Source organism: Nonomuraea sp. NPDC000554, from assembly GCF_040300065.1.
GTDB lineage: Bacteria > Actinomycetota > Actinomycetes > Streptosporangiales > Streptosporangiaceae > Nonomuraea.
The window spans coordinates 109426-126947 of sequence record NZ_JBEPDC010000009.1 but is presented as its reverse complement, the minus strand read 5'-3'; the positions used below and the strand labels follow the sequence as shown (position 1 = coordinate 126947).

The window sequence follows — 17522 nt, the reverse complement described above, 5'->3', positions numbered from 1 at the left end:
GGCAAGCCATGCTCACCATCAAGGTCGACTCACCGGCGGACGTCGCCGAGGAACGGCAGCGCGAGTTCGCCGACACCGTGATCGGGGCAGCGGTGAACGTCTTCGGCGTGGAACGCGCCGACGTGCGGCTCGTCCTCACCCAGGACGGGACGGACGACGAGCGCGAGCGCCGGGAAGCGGCCTTCTGGGCCGCGGCTTGGTCGGGCTGCTGATGACCGCCGTCCTCACCCCTCCGGAAACCCTGCCCTACCAGGTCAGCGGGCCCGTCGTGCTGGCGCTGCGGCGCAAGGCCGCGGCGGTGGCCGAGGCCGAGCTGAAGCGGCTCGCCTCGCGCGCCCCCGACCTCGACGCGCGCTCCCGCGCCGAGGTCAGGCGCTCGATCCACCGCGTGGTCGAGGGCTTCCTGCGCGAGCCGATCGTCCGCGTCACCACGTCGGCGGGCTCCCCGCTCGGCGACCGCTACGTCGACGCCATGTGCGAGCTGTTCGGCCTCGAGCGAGGCACGTCGTGAGCCGGGGCAGGGTCGGCGTCCTGGTGCCGCCGGCGAATCCCGCGGCGGAGCCCGAGCTGGCACGGTTGCTCGGGTCCCGCGCCGACATGCACGTCAGCCGCTTCCCGGTACGGCCCGGCTACTCGCTGGCCGAACGCCTGGAGATGTACAACGCCGCCCTGCCCGACATGATCCGCTCGTTCGGCGGCCTGCGGCTCGACGCGCTCGTCATGGCCTGCAGCGGGTCGCGCTACCTGATCGGGCCCGAGCAGGACCGCTACCGGTGCGAGGAGCTGAGCAAGGAGTTCGGCGTGCCGTTCGCCTCCGCCACGCTCGCGACCTGGGAGGCGTTCGAGCACGTCGGGACGCACGACTTCATTCTCGTCTCCCCCTACCAGCCGTGGCTGACCGAGCTGGCCGAACGGTTCTGGGCGGAGGCCGGCCTGAGCGTCACCAAGGTGGTTCCGGTGTTCGCGAAGGGCAGGACCTCGCCCTACGACGTCACCCCGGCCGAGCTCGTCCGCCAGGTCGAGGAGGCCGACCTGCCGCACGACGCGGTGGTGCTCTTCAGCGGCACCGGCATGGCCACGCTGCCCGCGCTGGGCTCGCTCGGCACGGGCAACGACCGGATCCTGCTGACGTCCAACCTGTGCAGCGCCTGGTGGGCGCTGTCGCAGGCGACGGGGCAGCCGCTCACGCTCAGCCGGGTGCCGCACCGCCGGGCCGCGCAGAGGCAGCACTCGTGAACGGCGTCGTGGTGGTCGGCGCCGGCCCGGTCGGGCTGACGGTGGCGCTCACCCTGGCCAGGGCCGGGACGCCCGTCACCGTGCTGGAGCGCGAGAGCGGCCTGACCAGGCAGTCGCGCGCCTCCACCTTCCACCCGGCCACGCTGGACCTGCTGGACGATCTCGGCGTCGCGTCCCGGCTCGTCGGACGCGGCAGGGTCGTCGACCGGGTGCAGTGGCGCGACCGCGCGGGCGGCGTCATCGCCGAACTGCCCATGGCCTGCCTGGACGGCCTGACCAGGCACCCGTACCGGCTGCACGCCGAGCAGTCGTCGCTGACTCCGCTGCTGCTGTCGGCCCTGTCGGCCTACCCGCACGCCCAGGTGCGGTTCGGCACCCGGGTCGACGGGGTGGCCGAGGGCGGCGCGGGCGTCCGGATCCGGCTGGGCAGGAACTGGGCCAGGGCCACGTACGTGATCGCGGCCGACGGCGCGCACAGCACCGTGCGCAGCTCGCTCAGGCTGCCGTTCCCCCGCTCCTCGTACCCGACCCAGGCGCTGCGCGTCTTCACCGACTCGCCACTGGACCGGTTCCTGGCCAAGCTGGCGCCGCTCACCTACGTGCGCGACACCGAGCAGTCATGCAGCCTGCTGGGGCTGCGCGACCACTGGCGGATCGTGTTCAGGATCCCGATCGACGCCCGCGACCCGCTCTCGGCCGGCAACGTGGCCGCGCTGGTGCGCAAGGCGCTGCCGGAGGCCGGCGAGCAGGTCCGCGTCATCGGGGCCGACCGGTACGGCCTGGCCAGGGGCGTGCTGTCGTCCTTCAGGCACGGCCGGGTGCTGTTCATCGGCGACGCGGCGCACCTGACCTCCACCGCCGGCGGGCTGAACATGAACGCCGGCCTCCACGACGCCGTCGATCTCGGCCGGCTGCTCCCGGCGGTGCTCGACGGCTCCGCTCCTCCCGCCGCGCTCGACTCGTGGGCCTGGCGGCGGCGGACCGTCCTGCTCGAACGGGTGATCCCGCGCAGCGAGGCACGCGTCGCCGGCGTGCAGGACCGCAACAGCGCCAGGCTGGCGTCCGCCATGGCCGGAGTGCGCGCCATCGCCGACGACCCGGACGCCACCCGCACCTACCTGGCACAGGCTTCCATGCTCGACACCGTCCCCCATCTGGTGAGGCGTAGCTGACATGCGGATCTGGTTCCAGAAACACACCGTCGAGGGCCGTTCGGCGCTGCTGGACAAGCTGTACGCCGAACACCTGGCCAAGGTCTCAGGGCCTGGCACCCACGTCGAGGTGCACACGCTGCCGCCGGGCACCTACGGCAGCACCCTGCCGGAACATCTGGTCGGCTACGGGCAGATCGGCCTGATGTTCGGCGACTACTTCGCGCGCACCGCCGTCGAAGCCGAACGCGACGGCTGCGACGCCTGGATCAGCGGCGCCGGCCAGGACCCCGGCCTCGCCGTGGCCCGCTCACAGGTCGCCATCCCGGTCGTGGGGTACGGGGACGCGGTCTGGCAGGCGGCGCGGATGGAGCGGCACCGGCTGGGCGTCCTCGGGTTCATCCCCGGCCTGGTCGAACCCATCATCGGCAACATCCGTTCCGCGGGCGCCGAACTGGCCTCGTACCAGGTGGTCGAGGACGGCGCCCGGCTCGTCGAACAGGCCCTCAACAGGGACTTCGAACCGCTGCTCGACGCCTACGGCGAGGCGGCCAGGCGCGCCGCGCAGGCGGGGGCGCAGTGGCTGGTCCCCGCAGAGGGCATCCCCAACGTCATCCTGGTGCACCTGGGCGTCACCGAGCTGCACGGCCTGCCCGTGATCGACCCGGGCGGGCTGGCCATCAAGACCGCCGAGCACCTGTGCGAGCTGCGCGCGCTGCACATCACGGCCCGCGCGAACACCGGCTACTGGCTGCGGCTGGCCGACACGTCCGTGGTGGCGCAGGTCCGCGCGGCCCTGGAAGGGGCGTCATGAGCTTCCCCGTCGACCGTCCGCGCCGACTGCGGCGCACGCCCGCCCTGCGCGGCCTCGTCGCCGAGACCCGCCTGCACCCGGCCGACCTGGTGCAACCGCTGTTCGTCCGCGAGGGCATCACGGAACCCCGGCCCATCACCTGCATGCCGGGCCAGGTCCAGCACACCCGCGACAGCCTGCGCAAGGCCGCCGCTGCCGCCGCCCAGGCGGGCGTCGGCGGCCTGCTGATCTTCGGCATCCCCGAGGTCAAGGACCGCGACGGCCGCGGCGCCTGGGACCCCGACGGCATCACCCAGCAGGCGATCGCCGACGTCGCCGAGGAGGTCGGCGACGCGACCGTGGTGGTCGGGGACGTCAACCTGGACGAGTTCACCGAGCACGGCCACGTGGGCGTCCTCGGCCCCGACGGCGACGTCGACAACGACGCCACCCTGCTCGCCTACGCCGACGTGGCCGTGGCCCAGGCCGACGCGGGCGCGCACGTGGTGGCCCCGAGCGGGATGATGGACGGCCAGGTCGCCGCCGTCAGGGCGGCACTCGACGGCTGCGGCCACGAGCGGGTGCCGATCCTGGCCTACGCCGCCAAGTACGACTCGGCCTTCTACGGCCCGTTCCGCGACGCCGTCGAGTCGCGGCTGAAGGGCGCCCGCTCCACGCACCAGCAGGACCCCGCCAACCGCCGCGAGGCGCTGCGCGAGGTGCTGCTCGACGTCGAGGAGGGCGCCGACATGGTGATGGTCAAGCCGGCCGGCCTCTACCTCGACGTGGTCCGCGAGGTCGCCGACACCGTCCACGTGCCGGTGTTCGCCTACCAGGTGTCGGGCGAGTACGCGGCGATCGAGGCCGCGGCGGCGCAGGGCTGGCTGCTGCGCGAGCGGGCGATCAGGGAGAGCCTGACCGCGATCCGCCGGGCGGGCGCGGACAGCGTCATCACCTACTGGGCCACCGAGGTCGCCGAGCAGCTGCCGCGCTGACCGGCGGGACGACAGGGAGGAGCTGGCATCCGGATGATGTGGCGGGATCTCTCGGACGACGCGCGCGCCGCGATCGGCGAGCTGTGCGACGACTACGGCTCCCACCTGTACGACTACTGCCTGACCGAGCTGTCTCCCGCGGACGCCGAGCTGGCGGTGGCGGGGTCGCTGCTGTCGGCGCACGCCCGCGCCAAGCTGATGCCCGACCAGTCGCGGCTGCGTCCCTGGCTCTACGGGCTGGCCCGCTCCCACCGCGGCGCGGTCGCCTCCCCGGCGAGCACCGGGACGTGGTCGCGTCCGGGAAAGATGCCCGACCTGCTGCCCGAGGCGCTGATCACGCTCCCCGGGCCGCAGCGGGAGCTGCTGGACCTGTCGGTACGGCACGGCCTCACCCACGAGGAGATCGCGGCGGTCTTCGGGGTGGGGGCGGGCCTGGTGGAGTCCATGGTGGATGAGGCCGCCGACGGGCTGGAGAAGTGGTTCGCCGCGGTGATCGCAGCCAGGACCAGTGAGGGGTGTGTCCGGCTCGCGGCACTGGTCTCCGCGTGGGCGAGGGCGCCCGGTAGGCGGACGCGCACGCAGATCAGCCACCACATCCCGGCCTGTGCGGCCTGCCGGGCCGCCCCCAGGACCCTGGGGGCGGCCCGCCTCCTGCGCCAGCTGCCGCTCGCCGCCGCTCCCGGCACCCTGCGGGACTGGCTGGGGCGAGCCCGCCCGATGCCGGACGTGCGGGGCCTGTGGCGGATGGACGGGTTCCCGTTCCAGCCGCACGCCCTGCAGGACCCCGTTCCACCTCCGACCTCCCCGGTCTCCGGCCCCACGACGGGGACCGGGGAAAGCTCCTGGCCCGCGGCGGGCGCGGCCGTCGCGGGCCAGGAGCGCACCACCTCGCCGCCGCCGAAGCACTCCCGCGCGGCCCCGAAACCCTCCCGGGTGGCGCCGTTCCCGCCGCCCGCGGAGCCCTCGCGGGTGGCGCCGTTCCCGCCGCCCGTGAGGCCCGCCCGTACGGTCCCGCTCGCTGCTCCGGTCGCCTCCGTCGCCTCCTCCTCGGCGGTCCTGTACGAGGAGGTCACGTCGGAGGAGGAGCACAGGTGGGAGGAGTTCTGGCGGGACCGTCCAGACGAGGCCGACCCCGAGGCCCGCATCACGTTCAGGTCGGTGGCCAAGGTGGGGCTGCTCATCGGCATCGCGATCCTGCTCGCGGCGCTGGCCTGGTCGGCCGTCCACGCCCGGCAGCGGTCGAGCGTGGTCTCCCAGCCCGGGCCGGCTGTCACGCTCGACCTGGGAGACCACACCGGTTAGAAGAAGGTGAACTCCTGCTCGGGCTGCGGCAGGTCGAAGCGCCTCGGCCCGCGGAAGGTGGTCGCGTCCTTCGGCACGTCCGTCAGCGGCGTGCCGACCGTGGTCGGGACGGAGACGCTGCTCCTGGCGAGGTCGACGGTCACGGTCGCGCCCGTGCCCTCCTCGTCGCTGTAGGTGGCGTCGGTGCCCGCGACCACCAGGGCGAGCCTGTGGCCCTTCCTGAACGTGTAGTCCTGCGGCAGCGTCTGCCATCTGACCGTGCCGTACGTCCCTGGCGGCAGCGGCGCCGGGCTGCTCAGCGAGTCGCGGTTGCGCACGTCGATCCAGCCCCGCGCGACGATCTCCGCGGGACGGGTGGCGACGTTCGTGGCGACCTTCTTGTAGCAGGCGTCGTCGGCCGCGGTGCTCTCGCCGTGGCAGTCCTCCTCGGCGAGGGTGGTGATGCCCTGGCCGCGCCGCCAGTCGACCCGGGTGGCGTCGCCCAAGTCGACGAGCATCGCCGTCAGGTTGGAGGTGGGCTTGTCCAGTTTGACCCGCAGCTCGGCCGTGGGCGTGCCCGACAGGCGCAGGTCGAGCGGCAGCGCGCCGGTGGTGAACGCGACCCGTCCCGGCTTGGACGTGCCCACGTCGGCGATCATGTCCGACTCCTGGAGCGCCACGTCGGTGAACGTGGCGGTCGCGCCCTTGGCCGCGGGCACCAGCCCCAGCGTGCCGTCGCCGGCGGGACGGAGCGGCAGCCTGGCGGCCGACGGGGCCGGCCAGTCACGCTGGGTGATCCACTGGGCCGGGCCCAGCTGCACGTCGGCGCGCGGCTCGGCCATGACGTCGTTGCGCACCCCCTGCAGCCAGCGGTCGAACCAGCGGTGCAGGGTGTCGACCCACAGGTCCCTGCGGCCCTCGAAGTCGAACGGGTCCACGTGCTGGTACTGGCCGACCCAGATCTTGCGCGGCACGCCGCGCCTGGCCAGCCCCTGCCACCAGGTGGAGAAGTTGTCCGGCTTGACGTTCAGGTCGTTGACCGTGTGCACGACGAACACGCTGGCCCTGACCTTGGACACGTCGCCGAGCCGGCCGGCGAGGTAGTCGCGCTCGTTCCAGAAGGCGTTGTAGTCGCCGGTGTCGTCGCCGTCCTCGGCGTCCATCCGGTCCCGGACGGCCTGGCACTTGGCCTCGGGGTCGGTGTCGACGTAGTTCGCCAGCCAGGACGCGTAGTCGTGGTTGTAGATCACGCCGTTCGACCGCTGGTACCTGTACCAGGAGCTGATCGCCGAGATCGGCACGATCGTCTCCAGGCCCTCGACGCCTGTCGCGGCGACGGCGTTGGCGAGGGTGCCGTCGTAGGACTTGCCGATCATCCCGGCCTTGCCGGTGGTCCAGTCGGCGACGGCCGGGGAGCCGTCGGCGCGGAAGGCCTTGGCCCTGCCGTTCAGCCAGTCGATGACCGCCTTGCCGCCCAGCACGTCGGCCTCGCCGCCGATGTCGGGGCAGCCGTCGGACCTGGTGGTGCCGAGCATGTCCACGTTGAGGACGGCGTAGCCGCGCGGCACGAAGTAGTTGTCGTAGAACAACGGGAATTTCGCGACATTTCCGGAAGCGTCGTAGATCTTGCGTTCGCCCTCGTTGCCGCGTCCCGAGTTGTCGTAGTAAGGGCTCTCATCCATGATCACCGGCACTTTGAGCCCCGGGCCGGACTCCTTGGGCCTGATGATGTCGACCCGGACCCTGTCGAGCCGGCCGTCGGAGTCGCTGTCGACACTCGACTCGACGTAGACGTGCTCGCGGACCGCGTCCGCATAGGAGAAGACCGGCTGGGTGCGGCCGTTCTGGAGGGTGATCGTCGGCGTGATCGTGGGCGTGTCCGCCTGGGCGGGGGTCGCGAGAGCCAGGGTGAGGGCGACGGCGAGGAAGGCCGGGCGTAAGGGTGGCACGCGTGTCCTCCTGGGAGAGAAAAGTACCCGCAATCTCTCAAACGGCCAGGAACCTGACAAGATTCTTTCCATGAACGGTGCAGACCGAGTCCGAGGCTGCCTGCTCGGCGGGGCGATCGGCGACGCGCTGGGCGCGCCCGTCGAGTTCGCGTCGCTCAGGGACATCCGCAGAATCCACGGCCGGGAGGGCGTCGCCGGCTACGTCCACGACTGGCGCGGCAGAACCGGCCTGATCACCGACGACACCCAGATGACCCTGTTCACCGTCGAAGCCCTCACCCGCGCCCTGCGCCTCTCAGCGAGCACTGTCACATCGAGCAGGGACCTTCCGGCTGCCGGCGGAAGCGCCTCGGGTGGGAACGCTTCGGATGCCGCCGGGATCGGCGGTGTCGGCTCAGGTGTCGGTTCAGGGGACGTGGTCGTCGCGGTGCGGGAGGCGTACCTGCGGTGGCTGGACACCCAGGACCACCCCACTCCGCCGCCGTCGGACCGATCGCACCGCACCGGGCGGCTGCGCGAGGAGGGCTGGCTGTACTCCCGCAGGGCACCGGGCAACGCCTGCCTGTCGGGGCTCCATCAGCCCTTTCCCGGGCCGTCCCCGTTGGGGGAGCCGGGGCCGGTGAACCCGTCGTCCAAGGGATGCGGCACCGTGATGCGCTCGGCGCCGTTCGGACTACTCACCGCGCGTCCCCCGGGCGGGCGACCGGCGGCGCAAGACCCGCGGGACGCGTTCGAGCTGGCCGCCGCCTGTGCGCAGATCACCCACGGACACCCCACCGGTTACCTGGCCGCGGGGGCGTTCGCCGCGATCGTCGCCCACCTCATGGCGGGCCGGCCGCTGGCGGACTCCGTGTCCCACACACTCGACCTGCTGAGCCACCACCCCCGGCACGAGGAGACGTCCGGCGCGCTACGGGCGGCGGTCACACTCGCCGGCGGCGGTGAGCGCACTCCGGAGACCGTCGAGTCGCTCGGCGGCGCGTGGGTCGCCGAGGAGGCGCTGGCCATCGGCGTCTACTGCGCGCTGGCGGAGCCGTCCGTGGAACGCGCTCTGCTGCTGTCGGTCAACCACTCGGGAGACAGCGACTCGACCGGCTCGGTCTGCGGCAACCTCCTGGGGGCGCTGCACGGCGCGTCCGCGCTCCCGGCGAGCTGGCTGCGCCCTCTCGAGGGACGTGACACGATCGAGCGCCTCGCCGACGACCTGTGCCAGGCCGCCGGCTGGGACACCCTCTGAGCAGCACGACCGACAGCGCCCACCAGGGCGACCACTCCCCGAGCAGGAGACCGACACGACGACCACGCCCTTGGACGAGCGCCTCCCCGAACAGACATCGGCGAGTGGCCGGATGCGGCCATCGCTTCTCCGAGAGTTGCCCGTTGATCGGCTTAGGCTGGGAAGGACCTGAGGACCAGAGAAGAGGTTGCATGCGAAACGTGGCGCGGACCTCCCTCGTCGACGCCGCCATCGAGGAGCTCCGCGAGGAGATCACGAGCGGGGCGTGGCCGGTGGGGACGAAGATCCCGTCCGAGAGCCAGCTCGCCGAGTCGCTCGGCATGAGCAGGCTGTCGGTGCGCGAGGCGGTGCGGGTGCTGGCGCACGCCGGCCTGCTGACCACCAGGCAGGGCGACGGCACGTACGTCACGGCGACGGACGAGTCGAAGATCGCGCTCCGCCGCCGCCTCGACAAGGCGGCCGCGATGGACATCATCGACGTCCGGCGCGGCCTGGACCTGGTGGCGGCCCGGCTGGCGGCGACCAAGCGGACCGAGCAGGACCTGCAGGGCCTGCACGAGACACTGCGACGCAGAAACGCGGCGGGCCGCGCGGGCGACCTCGACGGTTTCGCCGACGCGGACGTCGACTTCCACCTGCGGGTGGCGGACGCCGCGCACAACCCGCTGCTCGGCGAGCTGTACCGGAGCATGAGCGAGGCACTGCGCGACAGTGTCCGGGGCATGGAGGAGGCCGCACTCGAACCCGACACCTCGCACGAGGACCTGCTGCGCGCGATCGAGGACGGCGACGCGTCCCGCGCGGTGGCGGTCTCCGTGGCCATCCTCGACCAGCAGCAACGCGACCTCTGAAGCCCCGCGCAGCCCGCCCGCCGCGTCGCGCGGGCTGCGCAGACGGAAGCCGCCGCCGGCGCCGAGCCCGCCGACCTCGGCCAGGCCACCCTGCCGGCCTGACCTGGCAGGACACCGATGCGATGGGGGACGCGGTCGAGGGTAGGAAGCACGCATGTGCAGATGGCTCGCCTACAGCGGTTCTCCGATCATTCTTGACGAACTCCTCTTCAAACCGGAGCATTCGCTGATCGAGCAGAGCCGCTTCGCCCGGTTGGGAGCCGAGACCACCAACGGCGACGGGTACGGTCTGGGCTTGTACGAAGACGGCACCGACATCCCGCCCACGGTGGTCCGGAGCACCACACCGGCGTGGAGCGACCTGAACCTGCGCGAGCTCGCCGGCCACTTCCGCTCGCGGCTGTTCTTCGCGCACGTTCGCGCCTCCACCGGATCCGCGGTGCAGCAGACCAACTGCCACCCCTTCAGGTACGGACGGTGGCTGTGGATGCACAACGGGTCGATCGCCGACTTCAGCCGCCTCAAACGTGATCTTGTATTCGCCGTTGACCCAGAGCTCTACCCGGCGATCCTGGGCTCGACGGACTCGGAGGTCATGTTCTTCCTCGCGCTCACCTTCGGGCTGCGCGACGACCCGCCTGCGGCGGTGAAGCGGATGGTCGGCTTCGTTGAGCGGATCGGGCGACTGCACGGCGTCGAGCACCCGGTCCAGATGACCATCGCGACCTCCGACGGTGAGCGGTTGTGGTCCTTCCGGTACTCCAGCGTGGGTCGGTCGCGGTCCCTGTTCTACAGCACCGAAGTACGCAGTCTCCGGCAACTGCACCCGGAGGTCTTCGCCCAGGAGCAGCTGTCCGACGACGCGCGGCTCGTCGTTTCCGAGCCGCTGCGAGACCTGCCTGGCGCCTGGAACGAGGTGCCCGAGTCGACGTACATCGTGATCGAACACGGGACGCATGAGACACATCCGTTCCGCCCCACGCCGCCCTCGTAGGTATGGCGCGCCGCCGTCCTGCGGGTCGATCTCGCCGTCACCGCGCCCATCGTCCTGGACGTTCGTCGCGCTAGGCTCGCCGCATGGTCACCCGCCGTGCCGACGCCGAACGGAACATCGCCGCGATCCTCGACGCGGGCCAGCGGGTGCTGAGTTCCGATCCATCCGCGAGTGTCGCGGAGGTCGCCAAGGCGGCGGGCGTCGGGAGGGTGACCCTCTACGGGCACTTCCCGTCGCGGGAGTCGCTGGTCGAGGCGGTGCTCACCCGCGCGGTCGCGCTGGCCGACGCGAGCCTGGAGGACCCGCAGCTGGACGTGCTGCCCGCCGTGGAGGCCCTGTCGAGGCTGGTCCGGTCGTCGTGGGAGGTGCTCGACCGGCACAGCGCGCTGTTCGTCGCCGCCGACCGGATGATGCCGTCCGAGCGGATCCGCGAGCATCACGCGCAGCCGTTGCGCCGGATCGAACGGCTGATCGCCCGTGGCCGCGACGACGGCGACTTCCGCACCGACCTGCCCCTGTCGTGGCTGGTCAGCACGTTCTTCGCGATCCTGCACACGGCCGCGGGCGAGGTCGAGGCGGGCCGGCTCGACCGGGCCGACGCGGGCGAGGCGCTCACGCTGACGCTGCGCTCGCTGCTCAGGGGATGAGCAGGACGATCCCGCCCGCCATCCCGAGGACGACCGAGGCCACGGCGGCCACCTGCGCCTGCCAGCCCACGACCGGCGTCCCCGTCCCCTCCAGGGCGAAGACCGGACGGATCCAGCGCACGTTGTAGAAGACGCTGGCCACCGTGTTGGCGGCGGCCACGACGGCCAGCCAGGCGTAGCCGCCGTCCCAGGCCGCCGCGAGCATGAGCAGTTTGCCCAGGAAGACGGCCGTCGGCGGCGTCCCGATCAGCCCCAGCAGGCAGGTGACCAGCGCGAACGCGGCCCACGGCGAGCGGCGGGCCAGCCCGGCGTAGTCGCGCAGGTTGTCGAGGCCGGTGGCGGCGACCACGGCGAACGCGCCGAGGTTGGTGACCGCGTAGGCGGCCAGGTAGAACAGCAGCGCCGGTTCCGCGAGGTCGGTGCGTCCCGCGACGGCGACGGGCACCAGCAGGTAGCCGGCCTGGCTGATCGTCGAGTAGGCGAGCAGGCGGCGCACGTTGTCCTGGGAGAAGGCGGCCAGGTTGCCGAGCGTCATGGTGGCCACGGCGACGACCGCGAGCAGGTCCGGTTCCTGGAACGCCGAGCCCGACAGCCGGAACAGCGCCACGAACGCGCCGATCTTCGGCACGGTCGTCACGAACGCGGCCACCGGCCTGGACGCGCCCTCGGTCACGTCCGGCACCCAGAAGTGCGCGGGCACGCCTCCGGCCTTGAACAGCAGCCCGGCCAGCAGGAGGATGACGCCCGCGACGGGGGCGCGCAGCCCCGCGTAGGAGGTCGCGCCCGCGGCGCCGTACGTGATGGTGACGCCCGCCAGCATCAGCACGCCGAGGAACGCGCCCATCAGGTAGTACTTGAGCGCAGCCTCGGTGCCCGGCGCGTCCTTGGCGAAGCCGGCGAGCGCGTACGCGGGGATGCTGGCCAGCAGGTACGCGGCGACGAGCACGAGCAGGTCGCCGGCGCCGGCCATGAGGACGGTGCCGAGCGCGGAGAGCAGGATCAGCGTGTACACCTCGGTCTCGCGGCTGTTCCCCCTGGCCCAGCCGGCGGCGAGGCAGAGCGTGAACAGGGTGGCGAGCGCGACGATGAGCCGGGCGGCGTCGGTGAGCGGGTCGACGGCGTAGGCGTCGAAGGCCGTCATGCCGGGCGCGCCGAGTACCGCGACGGTGGCGGCCGCGGCTCCCGCCAGGGCGAGGCCGCAGATCCAGGCGACGATCCGCTGCCGGTGCCGGGGCGCGACCAGGCCGGTGAGCAGCCCGGTCACCGCGCCGGCCAGGATCAGCAGCTCGGGCAGCAGGTCCAGCGGGTTCGCGGTCATCGGCTGACCAGGTTCACGATGGCGGCCGAGGCGGGCTCGACGACGTCGAGCAGCCAGCGGGGGACGAGGCCGATGGCCAGCGACAGCGCGAGCAGCGGCGCGATCGCGGCCAGCTCGCGCGGGCGCACGTCGGTGACTCGCGGCGTCAGCTCGCCGGGCGAGCCGAGGAAGGCCCGGTGCAGGACGCGCAGGAACAGCGCGGCGGTGATCAGGATGCCCAGGATGGCGAGCGCGCCCGCCCAGACCGCCCCCGCCCCGATCACGCCCGTGAAGATCTGAAATTCCGCGATGAATCCGGACAGGCCGGGGAGGCCGAGCGAGGCGAACACGGCCACGGCGGTGAGCCCTGTCAGCACCGGCGCCCTGCCCGCCAGGCCGCCGTACCGGCCCAGCTCATAGCTCTCCGCGCGGTCCCACAGGACACCGGTCAGCAGGAACAGCGCCCCCGTGACGAGCCCGTGGCTGACCATCTGGACGACCGCGCCGCTGACCGCCAGCTCCCTGGCGGGCGTCCCGCCGGCCAGGCCCGCGGCGCCGAAGGCCAGCACGATGTACCCCATATGGTTCACGGACGTGTACGCGACCAGCCGTTTCAGGTTCTCCTGCGCCAGGGCGACCAGGGCGCCGTACAGCACGCTGACGACGCCGATCACGATGACCACCCGGGCGTAGGACCGCCACGCCTCGGGCAGCATCGGCAGGGCGATCCGCGCGAATCCGTACGTCCCCATCTTCAGCAGCACTCCGGCGAGGATCGCCGAGCCCGCGGCGGGCGCGTCGGTGTGGGCGGGCGGCAGCCACGTGTGGAAGGGCACCGTCGGCGTCTTGACCGCCAGCCCGACCCCGATCGCGAGCAGCACCAGCGCGCCCGCCCTTGACGGGTGCGCGGTCAGCTCGACCATGTCGAAGGTGTGCGGTTCGCTGCCGAGGTACAGGCCGATGAAGCCCAGCAGGAGCGCCAGCGAACCGAGGAAGGTGTAGAGGAAGAACTTCAGCGCCGACCTGGCCCTGTCGCCGTGGCCCCAGCCGACGATCACGAAGTACATGCCGACGATCGACAGGTCGAAGAAGACGAAGAAGAGCAGCAGGTCCAGCGCGGCGAACAGGCCCGTCGAGACCGTCTGCAGGAACAGGAAGAGCGCCGCGTACGCCCGTGGCCGCCTCGGCTCGCGCAGCGAGTACCCGGCGCAGAGCAGGAACAGCAGCGCCGTCATCGCGATCAGCGGCAGCGACAGCCCGTCGACGCCCACGTGATAGCCCGCGCCCACCGACGGCATCCACCTCAGCCGCTCCTCGTACCCGAGGCCGCCCCGGTGGCCCGCCCACATCCGGACGACGAGCGCCAGGTCGACCGCCGAGGCGGCGACCCGCGCCCACGCGGCGACCCGTCCGGGCAGCCGGAACGCGGCCAGCGGCACGGCCACGACCAGCGGCAGGAAGATCACCAGGGAGAGCACGCGCACCTCATCAGCGCGAAGACGACGGCCAGCAGGATCAGGCCCACGGCGGCCTGGGCAAAGTAGGTATGGATCTGCCCGGTCTGCGGACGCCGGGCGAGCGCGCCCAGCCGTCCCGCTGCCGCGGCCACCGTCTGGACGATCCCGTCCACGCCCGTCTCGAACGGCCTGGCGGCGAGGCGGGCGGCGGCCATTCCGGCCCGGGGCACGGCGTTGACGGCCGCGTCGAGGACCCGGTCGTCGAACCAGGCCGCCGCCCGGGCCAGCGCCACGAGCGGCCGCCACCCGACCACCACCGCCACCGCCTCCAGCCGGAGCCACTCCCCGAGCAGCCCGCCGGAAACAGCCGCCGCCTTCGCGGGGAGCCGCACCTCCCCCGCCTTCGAGGGCCGCTCGCCGGACACCGCCGCTTGGGCCCGTCCCGCCGCCACCGTGACGGCGAGGACCACGGCCAGGGCCAGCCCGCCGGAGACGGCGAGCTCCACCGCGGACGGGCCCGGCACGCCCGCCCGTCCCACGAGCCGCGACCAGCCGTCGAGCAGCAGCGGCAGCCCGAGCGTGGCCGCGCCGACGGCGAGCACCGGCAGCGGGAGCCGCTCCAGCACCCCCACCCGCCCGGTTCCCTCGTCCCTGGAGCGGCCGTCGGCGGGCCGCCACACCGCCACCAGCGCCCGGGCGGCGTACCCGGCCGACAGCAGCGCCCCCGCGAGCGCCACCGCGTACAGCGCGGGCTGGCGCACGGCGGCGAGGATCGCGTCCTTCGTCAGCCAGAGCGACAGCGGCGGCACCCCGGCGAGCGCCAGCGCCCCGATCCCGAACGCGACGCCGACCAGCGGATATCGCCGGGCGGCGCCGTGCAGCTCGGCCAGCCGCTCGGTGCCGAGCGCGGTCAGCCACGCCCCCGCCGCGAGGAACAGCAGGCTCTTGACCGCGGCGTGCGCCACGAGGTCCGCCGTGCCGCCCGCCACGGCGGACACGCCCGCCGCGAGCACCATGAACCCCAGTTGCGCGCAGGTGGACGCCGCCAGCAACTGTTTGAGGTCCCGCTGGGCCACTGCGACGGCCCCGAGCAGCAGTGCGGTCAGCGCCCCCGTCCAGGCCACCAGTGTCGCCGCCCACCCGGTGGCGGCGAGCAGCGGCTCGACGCGCAGCAGCAGGTACGCGCCCGCCGCCACCATGGTCGCCGAGTGCAGCAGCGCGGACACGGGGCTGGGGCCCGCCATCGCCCGCGACAGCCAGAAGGAGAACGGCAGCTGCGCCGACTTGCCCAGCGCGGCGACGACGATCCCGGCTGCGACGAGGTCGCGCCGGCCGTTCGCGGGCAGCCCGGCCAGCGCCAGTGCTGCCGGACCCGGCGCCGTCGTCCCGGCGAGTGCGGCTCCGGCGGCCAGGTAGAGCCCCAGGTCGCCCGCCCGGGTGGTGACGAACGCGATGGTCGCGGACCGCGCGCGCACCGGGTCCCGCCACCAGTAGCCGATGAGCGCGTACGACATCGCGCCCATGACCTCCCAGGCCATCAGCAGCAGCACCAGGTCGGTGGCGGTGACCGTGGCCAGCATCGCGCCGACGAAGATCAGCATCAGCCCGTGGAACCTGGCCTCGCGCAGCTCTCCCGCCGCGAACACCAGCACGGCCAGCGCCACCGCCGCCACGGTGACGGCCAGCACCGCCGACAGCCCGTCCACGGCCAGCCCGGACGGGCCGAACAGCTGCGTGCTCACGCTCGGACGGGCCGCCGCCGCCCATCCGGCCAGCGCCAGCGTCGCCGCGGCCACGGCGATCGCGACGGCCCGGGGCGCCCGGCGTACCAGCAGGAGGAGCCCGCCCGCGACGGCGGGCAGGCCGGGCAGCAGCCAGAGCAGGGCGTTCATCCCTTGAGGTCCCCGGCGTCGTCGGTCACGTTCACGTCGCGGGAGCGGAAGATCGCGGTGGCGACGGCGAAGCCCATCGCCATCTCCAGGGCCATCACGGTCACCGCCACCAGCACAAGGACCTGCCCGTCCGCGCTGCCCGGCGCGACGTAGTACCAGAACGCGCCGCCCGCCACGATCAGGCCGTTGATCATCAGTTCCAGGCCCATCATCAGCATGACGATCGACTGCTGCGACAGCGCGCCGTACAGCCCGACCGCGAACAGCGCGGCGGCGAGCAGCAGGAAGGTCTGCAGGGTCATCGGTCGTACCGCCCCCTGTGCGTGGCGAGCACCACCGTGGCGATCATCGTCGCCAGGATCGCGGCTCCGATGACCATCATCACCAGCATCTTCTGCCCCATGATCGACAGCCCGAGCGCGTGCGTGGGGTCGGGGGGCGGCCGTCCCTTCCTGGACGGCCAGGGAGCCAGCAGCGCCCCCGCCGCCAGCAGCACGAACACGGCGACGGCGATGGCCGCGGCGCCTCGCCTGTTGTGGACCATCGTCATCGGCATCAGGCCCGCCGGGTTCATCATGTACATGATCATGAAGACGGCCATCACGAGCATCTCCATGACCATCATCAAGACGATCAGCGCGCCCAGGTAGCGCAGGTCGATCAGCAGGAACGTGCCGCCCACCGCCAGCAGCGACGCCAGCAGCGCGAACGTCGCCCTGGCCATCGAGTCGACCACGAACACCGCGACCCCGGACGCCACCGCGAGCACGCCCAGGCACCAGAAGGCGACGTCCATCACAGCACCACGATCCCGACGACCAGCAGTTGCGCGAGCGTGGCGGGAATCAGCACCGTCCAGGCGAACCCCATGAACCGATCCATCCGGACGGCGGGCAGCCGGTGCCTCGCCACCACCAGCAGGGCGAGCACGGAGACGGTCTTGACCAGGGTCCACGCCCAGGCGGGCAGCACCGGGCCGGCCCCGCCGCCCAGGAACAGCGGTACCGCGGCGGCGGCCACCACCACGAGCACCGCATAGCGTCCGGCCTGGAAGACCAGCCGGTCCGGGCCGGAGAGCTCGGCGGGAACCCCTCCGGCGACGTCCCGCCCGAGCGGCTGGTCCATCGGGCCCCAGAACGCCATGGCCAGCGCCGAGACCAGGTACACCAGGAAGGCCACCGGCATCCAGACGACGAACCACATCTCACGCTGGGCGTCCACGACGTCGCCGAACCGCAGCGACCCCGCCCCCAGCGCCACCGTGATCAGCGCGAACATGTGCGGCAGCTCGTACGCCACCCCCTGCGCCACGAACCGGTACCCGCCGACCAGCGGCCCGACGGCGTTCACCCCCCAGCCGACCAGCCAGAGCGCCCCCCAGACGCACACCTCCATGGCGTTGAACCAGACGATCCCGACGTCCAGGTCGGTCACCGGGGTACGGCCGAGCGGCAGCACCACGGCGGCGAGGACGGGGGCGACGAGCAGGGTCACGCTTCCTGCCCGGGTCAGCAGGGCGTCGGGGAGCAACGTCCGCCGCCGCTGCTGGACCAGCAGCCGGGCCACCTCCCTGCCCACCGCCCCGACCCCCCACAGCACGCCACCCCGCGCCTGGGCGCGCCAGGGCCCGCCGTTCGTCAGGGCGGCGTCGAGCGCGGCGGCCAGCCAGGCGAGCGCTCCCAGCGACACGACCAACCCCAGCGCCTCCCCCATCAGCCCACCACCGCCCCGAGACGCCCCGA

General features: G+C 72.8%; 18 protein-coding genes. 11 read left to right on the top strand and 7 right to left on the bottom strand.

The genetic code is table 11. The annotated features are described in order from the left end of the window. Positions 1 to 8: 8 nt before the first annotated feature. The 7 genes from ABT294_RS19170 to ABT294_RS19140 are packed head-to-tail and all read left to right on the top strand — an operon-like array spanning position 9 to position 5477. Positions 9 to 212 carry a hypothetical protein gene (locus tag ABT294_RS19170; protein WP_350807275.1) on the top strand — a complete coding sequence of 68 codons (204 nt, stop codon included), beginning with the start codon at positions 9 to 11 and terminating at the stop codon, positions 210 to 212. Further along, the gene (locus ABT294_RS19165) at positions 212 to 511 is read left to right on the top strand and encodes a glutamyl-tRNA reductase (protein ID WP_350807274.1); all 300 of its coding nucleotides are present in this window, start codon (positions 212 to 214) and stop codon (positions 509 to 511) included. Before ABT294_RS19170 ends, ABT294_RS19165 begins: the two co-directional genes overlap by 1 nt. Beyond that, entirely contained in the window at positions 508 to 1236 is a 729-nt protein-coding gene (locus tag ABT294_RS19160) for a maleate cis-trans isomerase family protein (RefSeq protein WP_350807273.1), read from the top strand. Before ABT294_RS19165 ends, ABT294_RS19160 begins: the two co-directional genes overlap by 4 nt. Further along, on the top strand, positions 1233 to 2408 hold the full coding sequence (locus ABT294_RS19155) for an FAD-dependent oxidoreductase (protein ID WP_350807271.1): 1176 nt from the start codon (positions 1233 to 1235) through the stop codon (positions 2406 to 2408). The genes ABT294_RS19160 and ABT294_RS19155 overlap by 4 nt, the downstream gene beginning before the upstream one ends. 1 nt (position 2409) lies before the next feature. Beyond that, positions 2410 to 3201, top strand: a complete 792-nt coding sequence (locus ABT294_RS19150; protein ID WP_350807270.1) for an aspartate/glutamate racemase family protein — start codon at positions 2410 to 2412, stop codon at positions 3199 to 3201. Next, on the top strand, positions 3198 to 4175 hold the full coding sequence (gene hemB, locus ABT294_RS19145) for a porphobilinogen synthase (RefSeq protein WP_350807268.1): 978 nt from the start codon (positions 3198 to 3200) through the stop codon (positions 4173 to 4175). Before ABT294_RS19150 ends, hemB begins: the two co-directional genes overlap by 4 nt. Positions 4176 to 4208: 33 nt before the next feature. Next, on the top strand, positions 4209 to 5477 hold the full coding sequence (locus ABT294_RS19140) for an RNA polymerase sigma factor (RefSeq protein ID WP_350807267.1): 1269 nt from the start codon (positions 4209 to 4211) through the stop codon (positions 5475 to 5477). On the opposite strand, the gene ABT294_RS19135 is transcribed toward ABT294_RS19140, so the two are convergent. Next, positions 5474 to 7405 carry a Xaa-Pro dipeptidyl-peptidase gene (locus ABT294_RS19135; protein ID WP_350807266.1) on the bottom strand — a complete coding sequence of 644 codons (1932 nt, stop codon included), beginning with the start codon at positions 7403 to 7405 and terminating at the stop codon, positions 5474 to 5476. The two genes, ABT294_RS19140 and ABT294_RS19135, sit on opposite strands and share 4 nt — an antisense overlap. A 70-nt stretch (positions 7406 to 7475) precedes the next feature. Between ABT294_RS19135 and ABT294_RS19130 the strand changes: the two genes are divergently transcribed. The 4 genes from ABT294_RS19130 to ABT294_RS19115 all read left to right on the top strand — a co-directional run bounded on the left by ABT294_RS19130 (position 7476) and on the right by ABT294_RS19115 (position 11134). Beyond that, positions 7476 to 8642 carry an ADP-ribosylglycohydrolase family protein gene (locus ABT294_RS19130; protein WP_350807264.1) on the top strand — a complete coding sequence of 389 codons (1167 nt, stop codon included), beginning with the start codon at positions 7476 to 7478 and terminating at the stop codon, positions 8640 to 8642. 191 nt (positions 8643 to 8833) lie between these two features. Beyond that, positions 8834 to 9493: a FadR/GntR family transcriptional regulator gene (locus ABT294_RS19125; protein WP_350807263.1), complete on the top strand. Its 660-nt coding sequence runs from the start codon at positions 8834 to 8836 to the stop codon at positions 9491 to 9493. 154 nt (positions 9494 to 9647) lie between these two features. Next, the gene (locus tag ABT294_RS19120) at positions 9648 to 10487 is read left to right on the top strand and encodes a class II glutamine amidotransferase (RefSeq protein ID WP_350807261.1); all 840 of its coding nucleotides are present in this window, start codon (positions 9648 to 9650) and stop codon (positions 10485 to 10487) included. Between the two features lie 83 nt (positions 10488 to 10570). Then, positions 10571 to 11134 carry a TetR/AcrR family transcriptional regulator gene (locus ABT294_RS19115; RefSeq protein ID WP_350807260.1) on the top strand — a complete coding sequence of 188 codons (564 nt, stop codon included), beginning with the start codon at positions 10571 to 10573 and terminating at the stop codon, positions 11132 to 11134. On the opposite strand, the gene ABT294_RS19110 is transcribed toward ABT294_RS19115, so the two are convergent. From ABT294_RS19110 to ABT294_RS19085, 6 genes are read right to left on the bottom strand one after another with little or no spacing between them, the layout of a single operon-like run. Next, a complete protein-coding gene (locus ABT294_RS19110) occupies positions 11124 to 12452 on the bottom strand; it encodes an NADH-quinone oxidoreductase subunit N (protein WP_350807259.1) in 1329 nt (442 codons plus the stop codon). The genes ABT294_RS19115 and ABT294_RS19110 overlap by 11 nt on opposite strands. Continuing rightward, positions 12449 to 13909, bottom strand: coding sequence for a complex I subunit 4 family protein (locus tag ABT294_RS19105; RefSeq protein ID WP_350807257.1), 1461 nt, complete (start codon positions 13907 to 13909; stop codon positions 12449 to 12451). Before ABT294_RS19105 ends, ABT294_RS19110 begins: the two co-directional genes overlap by 4 nt. After that, entirely contained in the window at positions 13894 to 15780 is a 1887-nt protein-coding gene (locus ABT294_RS19100) for an NADH-quinone oxidoreductase subunit 5 family protein (protein ID WP_350807256.1), read from the bottom strand. The genes ABT294_RS19105 and ABT294_RS19100 overlap by 16 nt, the downstream gene beginning before the upstream one ends. Next, a complete protein-coding gene (gene nuoK, locus ABT294_RS19095) occupies positions 15777 to 16082 on the bottom strand; it encodes an NADH-quinone oxidoreductase subunit NuoK (RefSeq protein WP_350807254.1) in 306 nt (101 codons plus the stop codon). Before nuoK ends, ABT294_RS19100 begins: the two co-directional genes overlap by 4 nt. Next, on the bottom strand, positions 16079 to 16576 hold the full coding sequence (locus ABT294_RS19090) for an NADH-quinone oxidoreductase subunit J (protein WP_350807253.1): 498 nt from the start codon (positions 16574 to 16576) through the stop codon (positions 16079 to 16081). The genes nuoK and ABT294_RS19090 overlap by 4 nt, the downstream gene beginning before the upstream one ends. After that, on the bottom strand, positions 16576 to 17493 hold the full coding sequence (locus tag ABT294_RS19085; protein WP_350807252.1) for a complex I subunit 1 family protein: 918 nt from the start codon (positions 17491 to 17493) through the stop codon (positions 16576 to 16578). Before ABT294_RS19085 ends, ABT294_RS19090 begins: the two co-directional genes overlap by 1 nt. Between the last annotated feature and the right edge of the window lie 29 nt (positions 17494 to 17522).

Excerpts from the sequence above, each read along its gene's own strand:
- ABT294_RS19170 (WP_350807275.1), top strand. The coding sequence starts at position 9 with ATGCTCACCATCAAGGTCGACTCACCGGCGGACGTCGCCGAGGAACGG.
- ABT294_RS19165 (WP_350807274.1), top strand. The coding sequence starts at position 212 with ATGACCGCCGTCCTCACCCCTCCGGAAACCCTGCCCTACCAGGTCAGC.
- ABT294_RS19150 (WP_350807270.1), top strand. The coding sequence starts at position 2,410 with ATGCGGATCTGGTTCCAGAAACACACCGTCGAGGGCCGTTCGGCGCTG.
- hemB (WP_350807268.1), top strand. The coding sequence starts at position 3,198 with ATGAGCTTCCCCGTCGACCGTCCGCGCCGACTGCGGCGCACGCCCGCC.
- ABT294_RS19140 (WP_350807267.1), top strand. The coding sequence starts at position 4,209 with ATGATGTGGCGGGATCTCTCGGACGACGCGCGCGCCGCGATCGGCGAG.
- ABT294_RS19130 (WP_350807264.1), top strand. The coding sequence starts at position 7,476 with ATGAACGGTGCAGACCGAGTCCGAGGCTGCCTGCTCGGCGGGGCGATC.
- ABT294_RS19125 (WP_350807263.1), top strand. The coding sequence starts at position 8,834 with ATGCGAAACGTGGCGCGGACCTCCCTCGTCGACGCCGCCATCGAGGAG.
- ABT294_RS19120 (WP_350807261.1), top strand. The coding sequence starts at position 9,648 with ATGTGCAGATGGCTCGCCTACAGCGGTTCTCCGATCATTCTTGACGAA.
- ABT294_RS19115 (WP_350807260.1), top strand. The coding sequence starts at position 10,571 with ATGGTCACCCGCCGTGCCGACGCCGAACGGAACATCGCCGCGATCCTC.
- ABT294_RS19110 (WP_350807259.1), bottom strand. The coding sequence starts at position 12,452 with ATGACCGCGAACCCGCTGGACCTGCTGCCCGAGCTGCTGATCCTGGCC.
- ABT294_RS19100 (WP_350807256.1), bottom strand. The coding sequence starts at position 15,780 with ATGAACGCCCTGCTCTGGCTGCTGCCCGGCCTGCCCGCCGTCGCGGGC.
- nuoK (WP_350807254.1), bottom strand. The coding sequence starts at position 16,082 with ATGACCCTGCAGACCTTCCTGCTGCTCGCCGCCGCGCTGTTCGCGGTC.
- ABT294_RS19090 (WP_350807253.1), bottom strand. The coding sequence starts at position 16,576 with ATGGACGTCGCCTTCTGGTGCCTGGGCGTGCTCGCGGTGGCGTCCGGG.
- ABT294_RS19085 (WP_350807252.1), bottom strand. The coding sequence starts at position 17,493 with ATGGGGGAGGCGCTGGGGTTGGTCGTGTCGCTGGGAGCGCTCGCCTGG.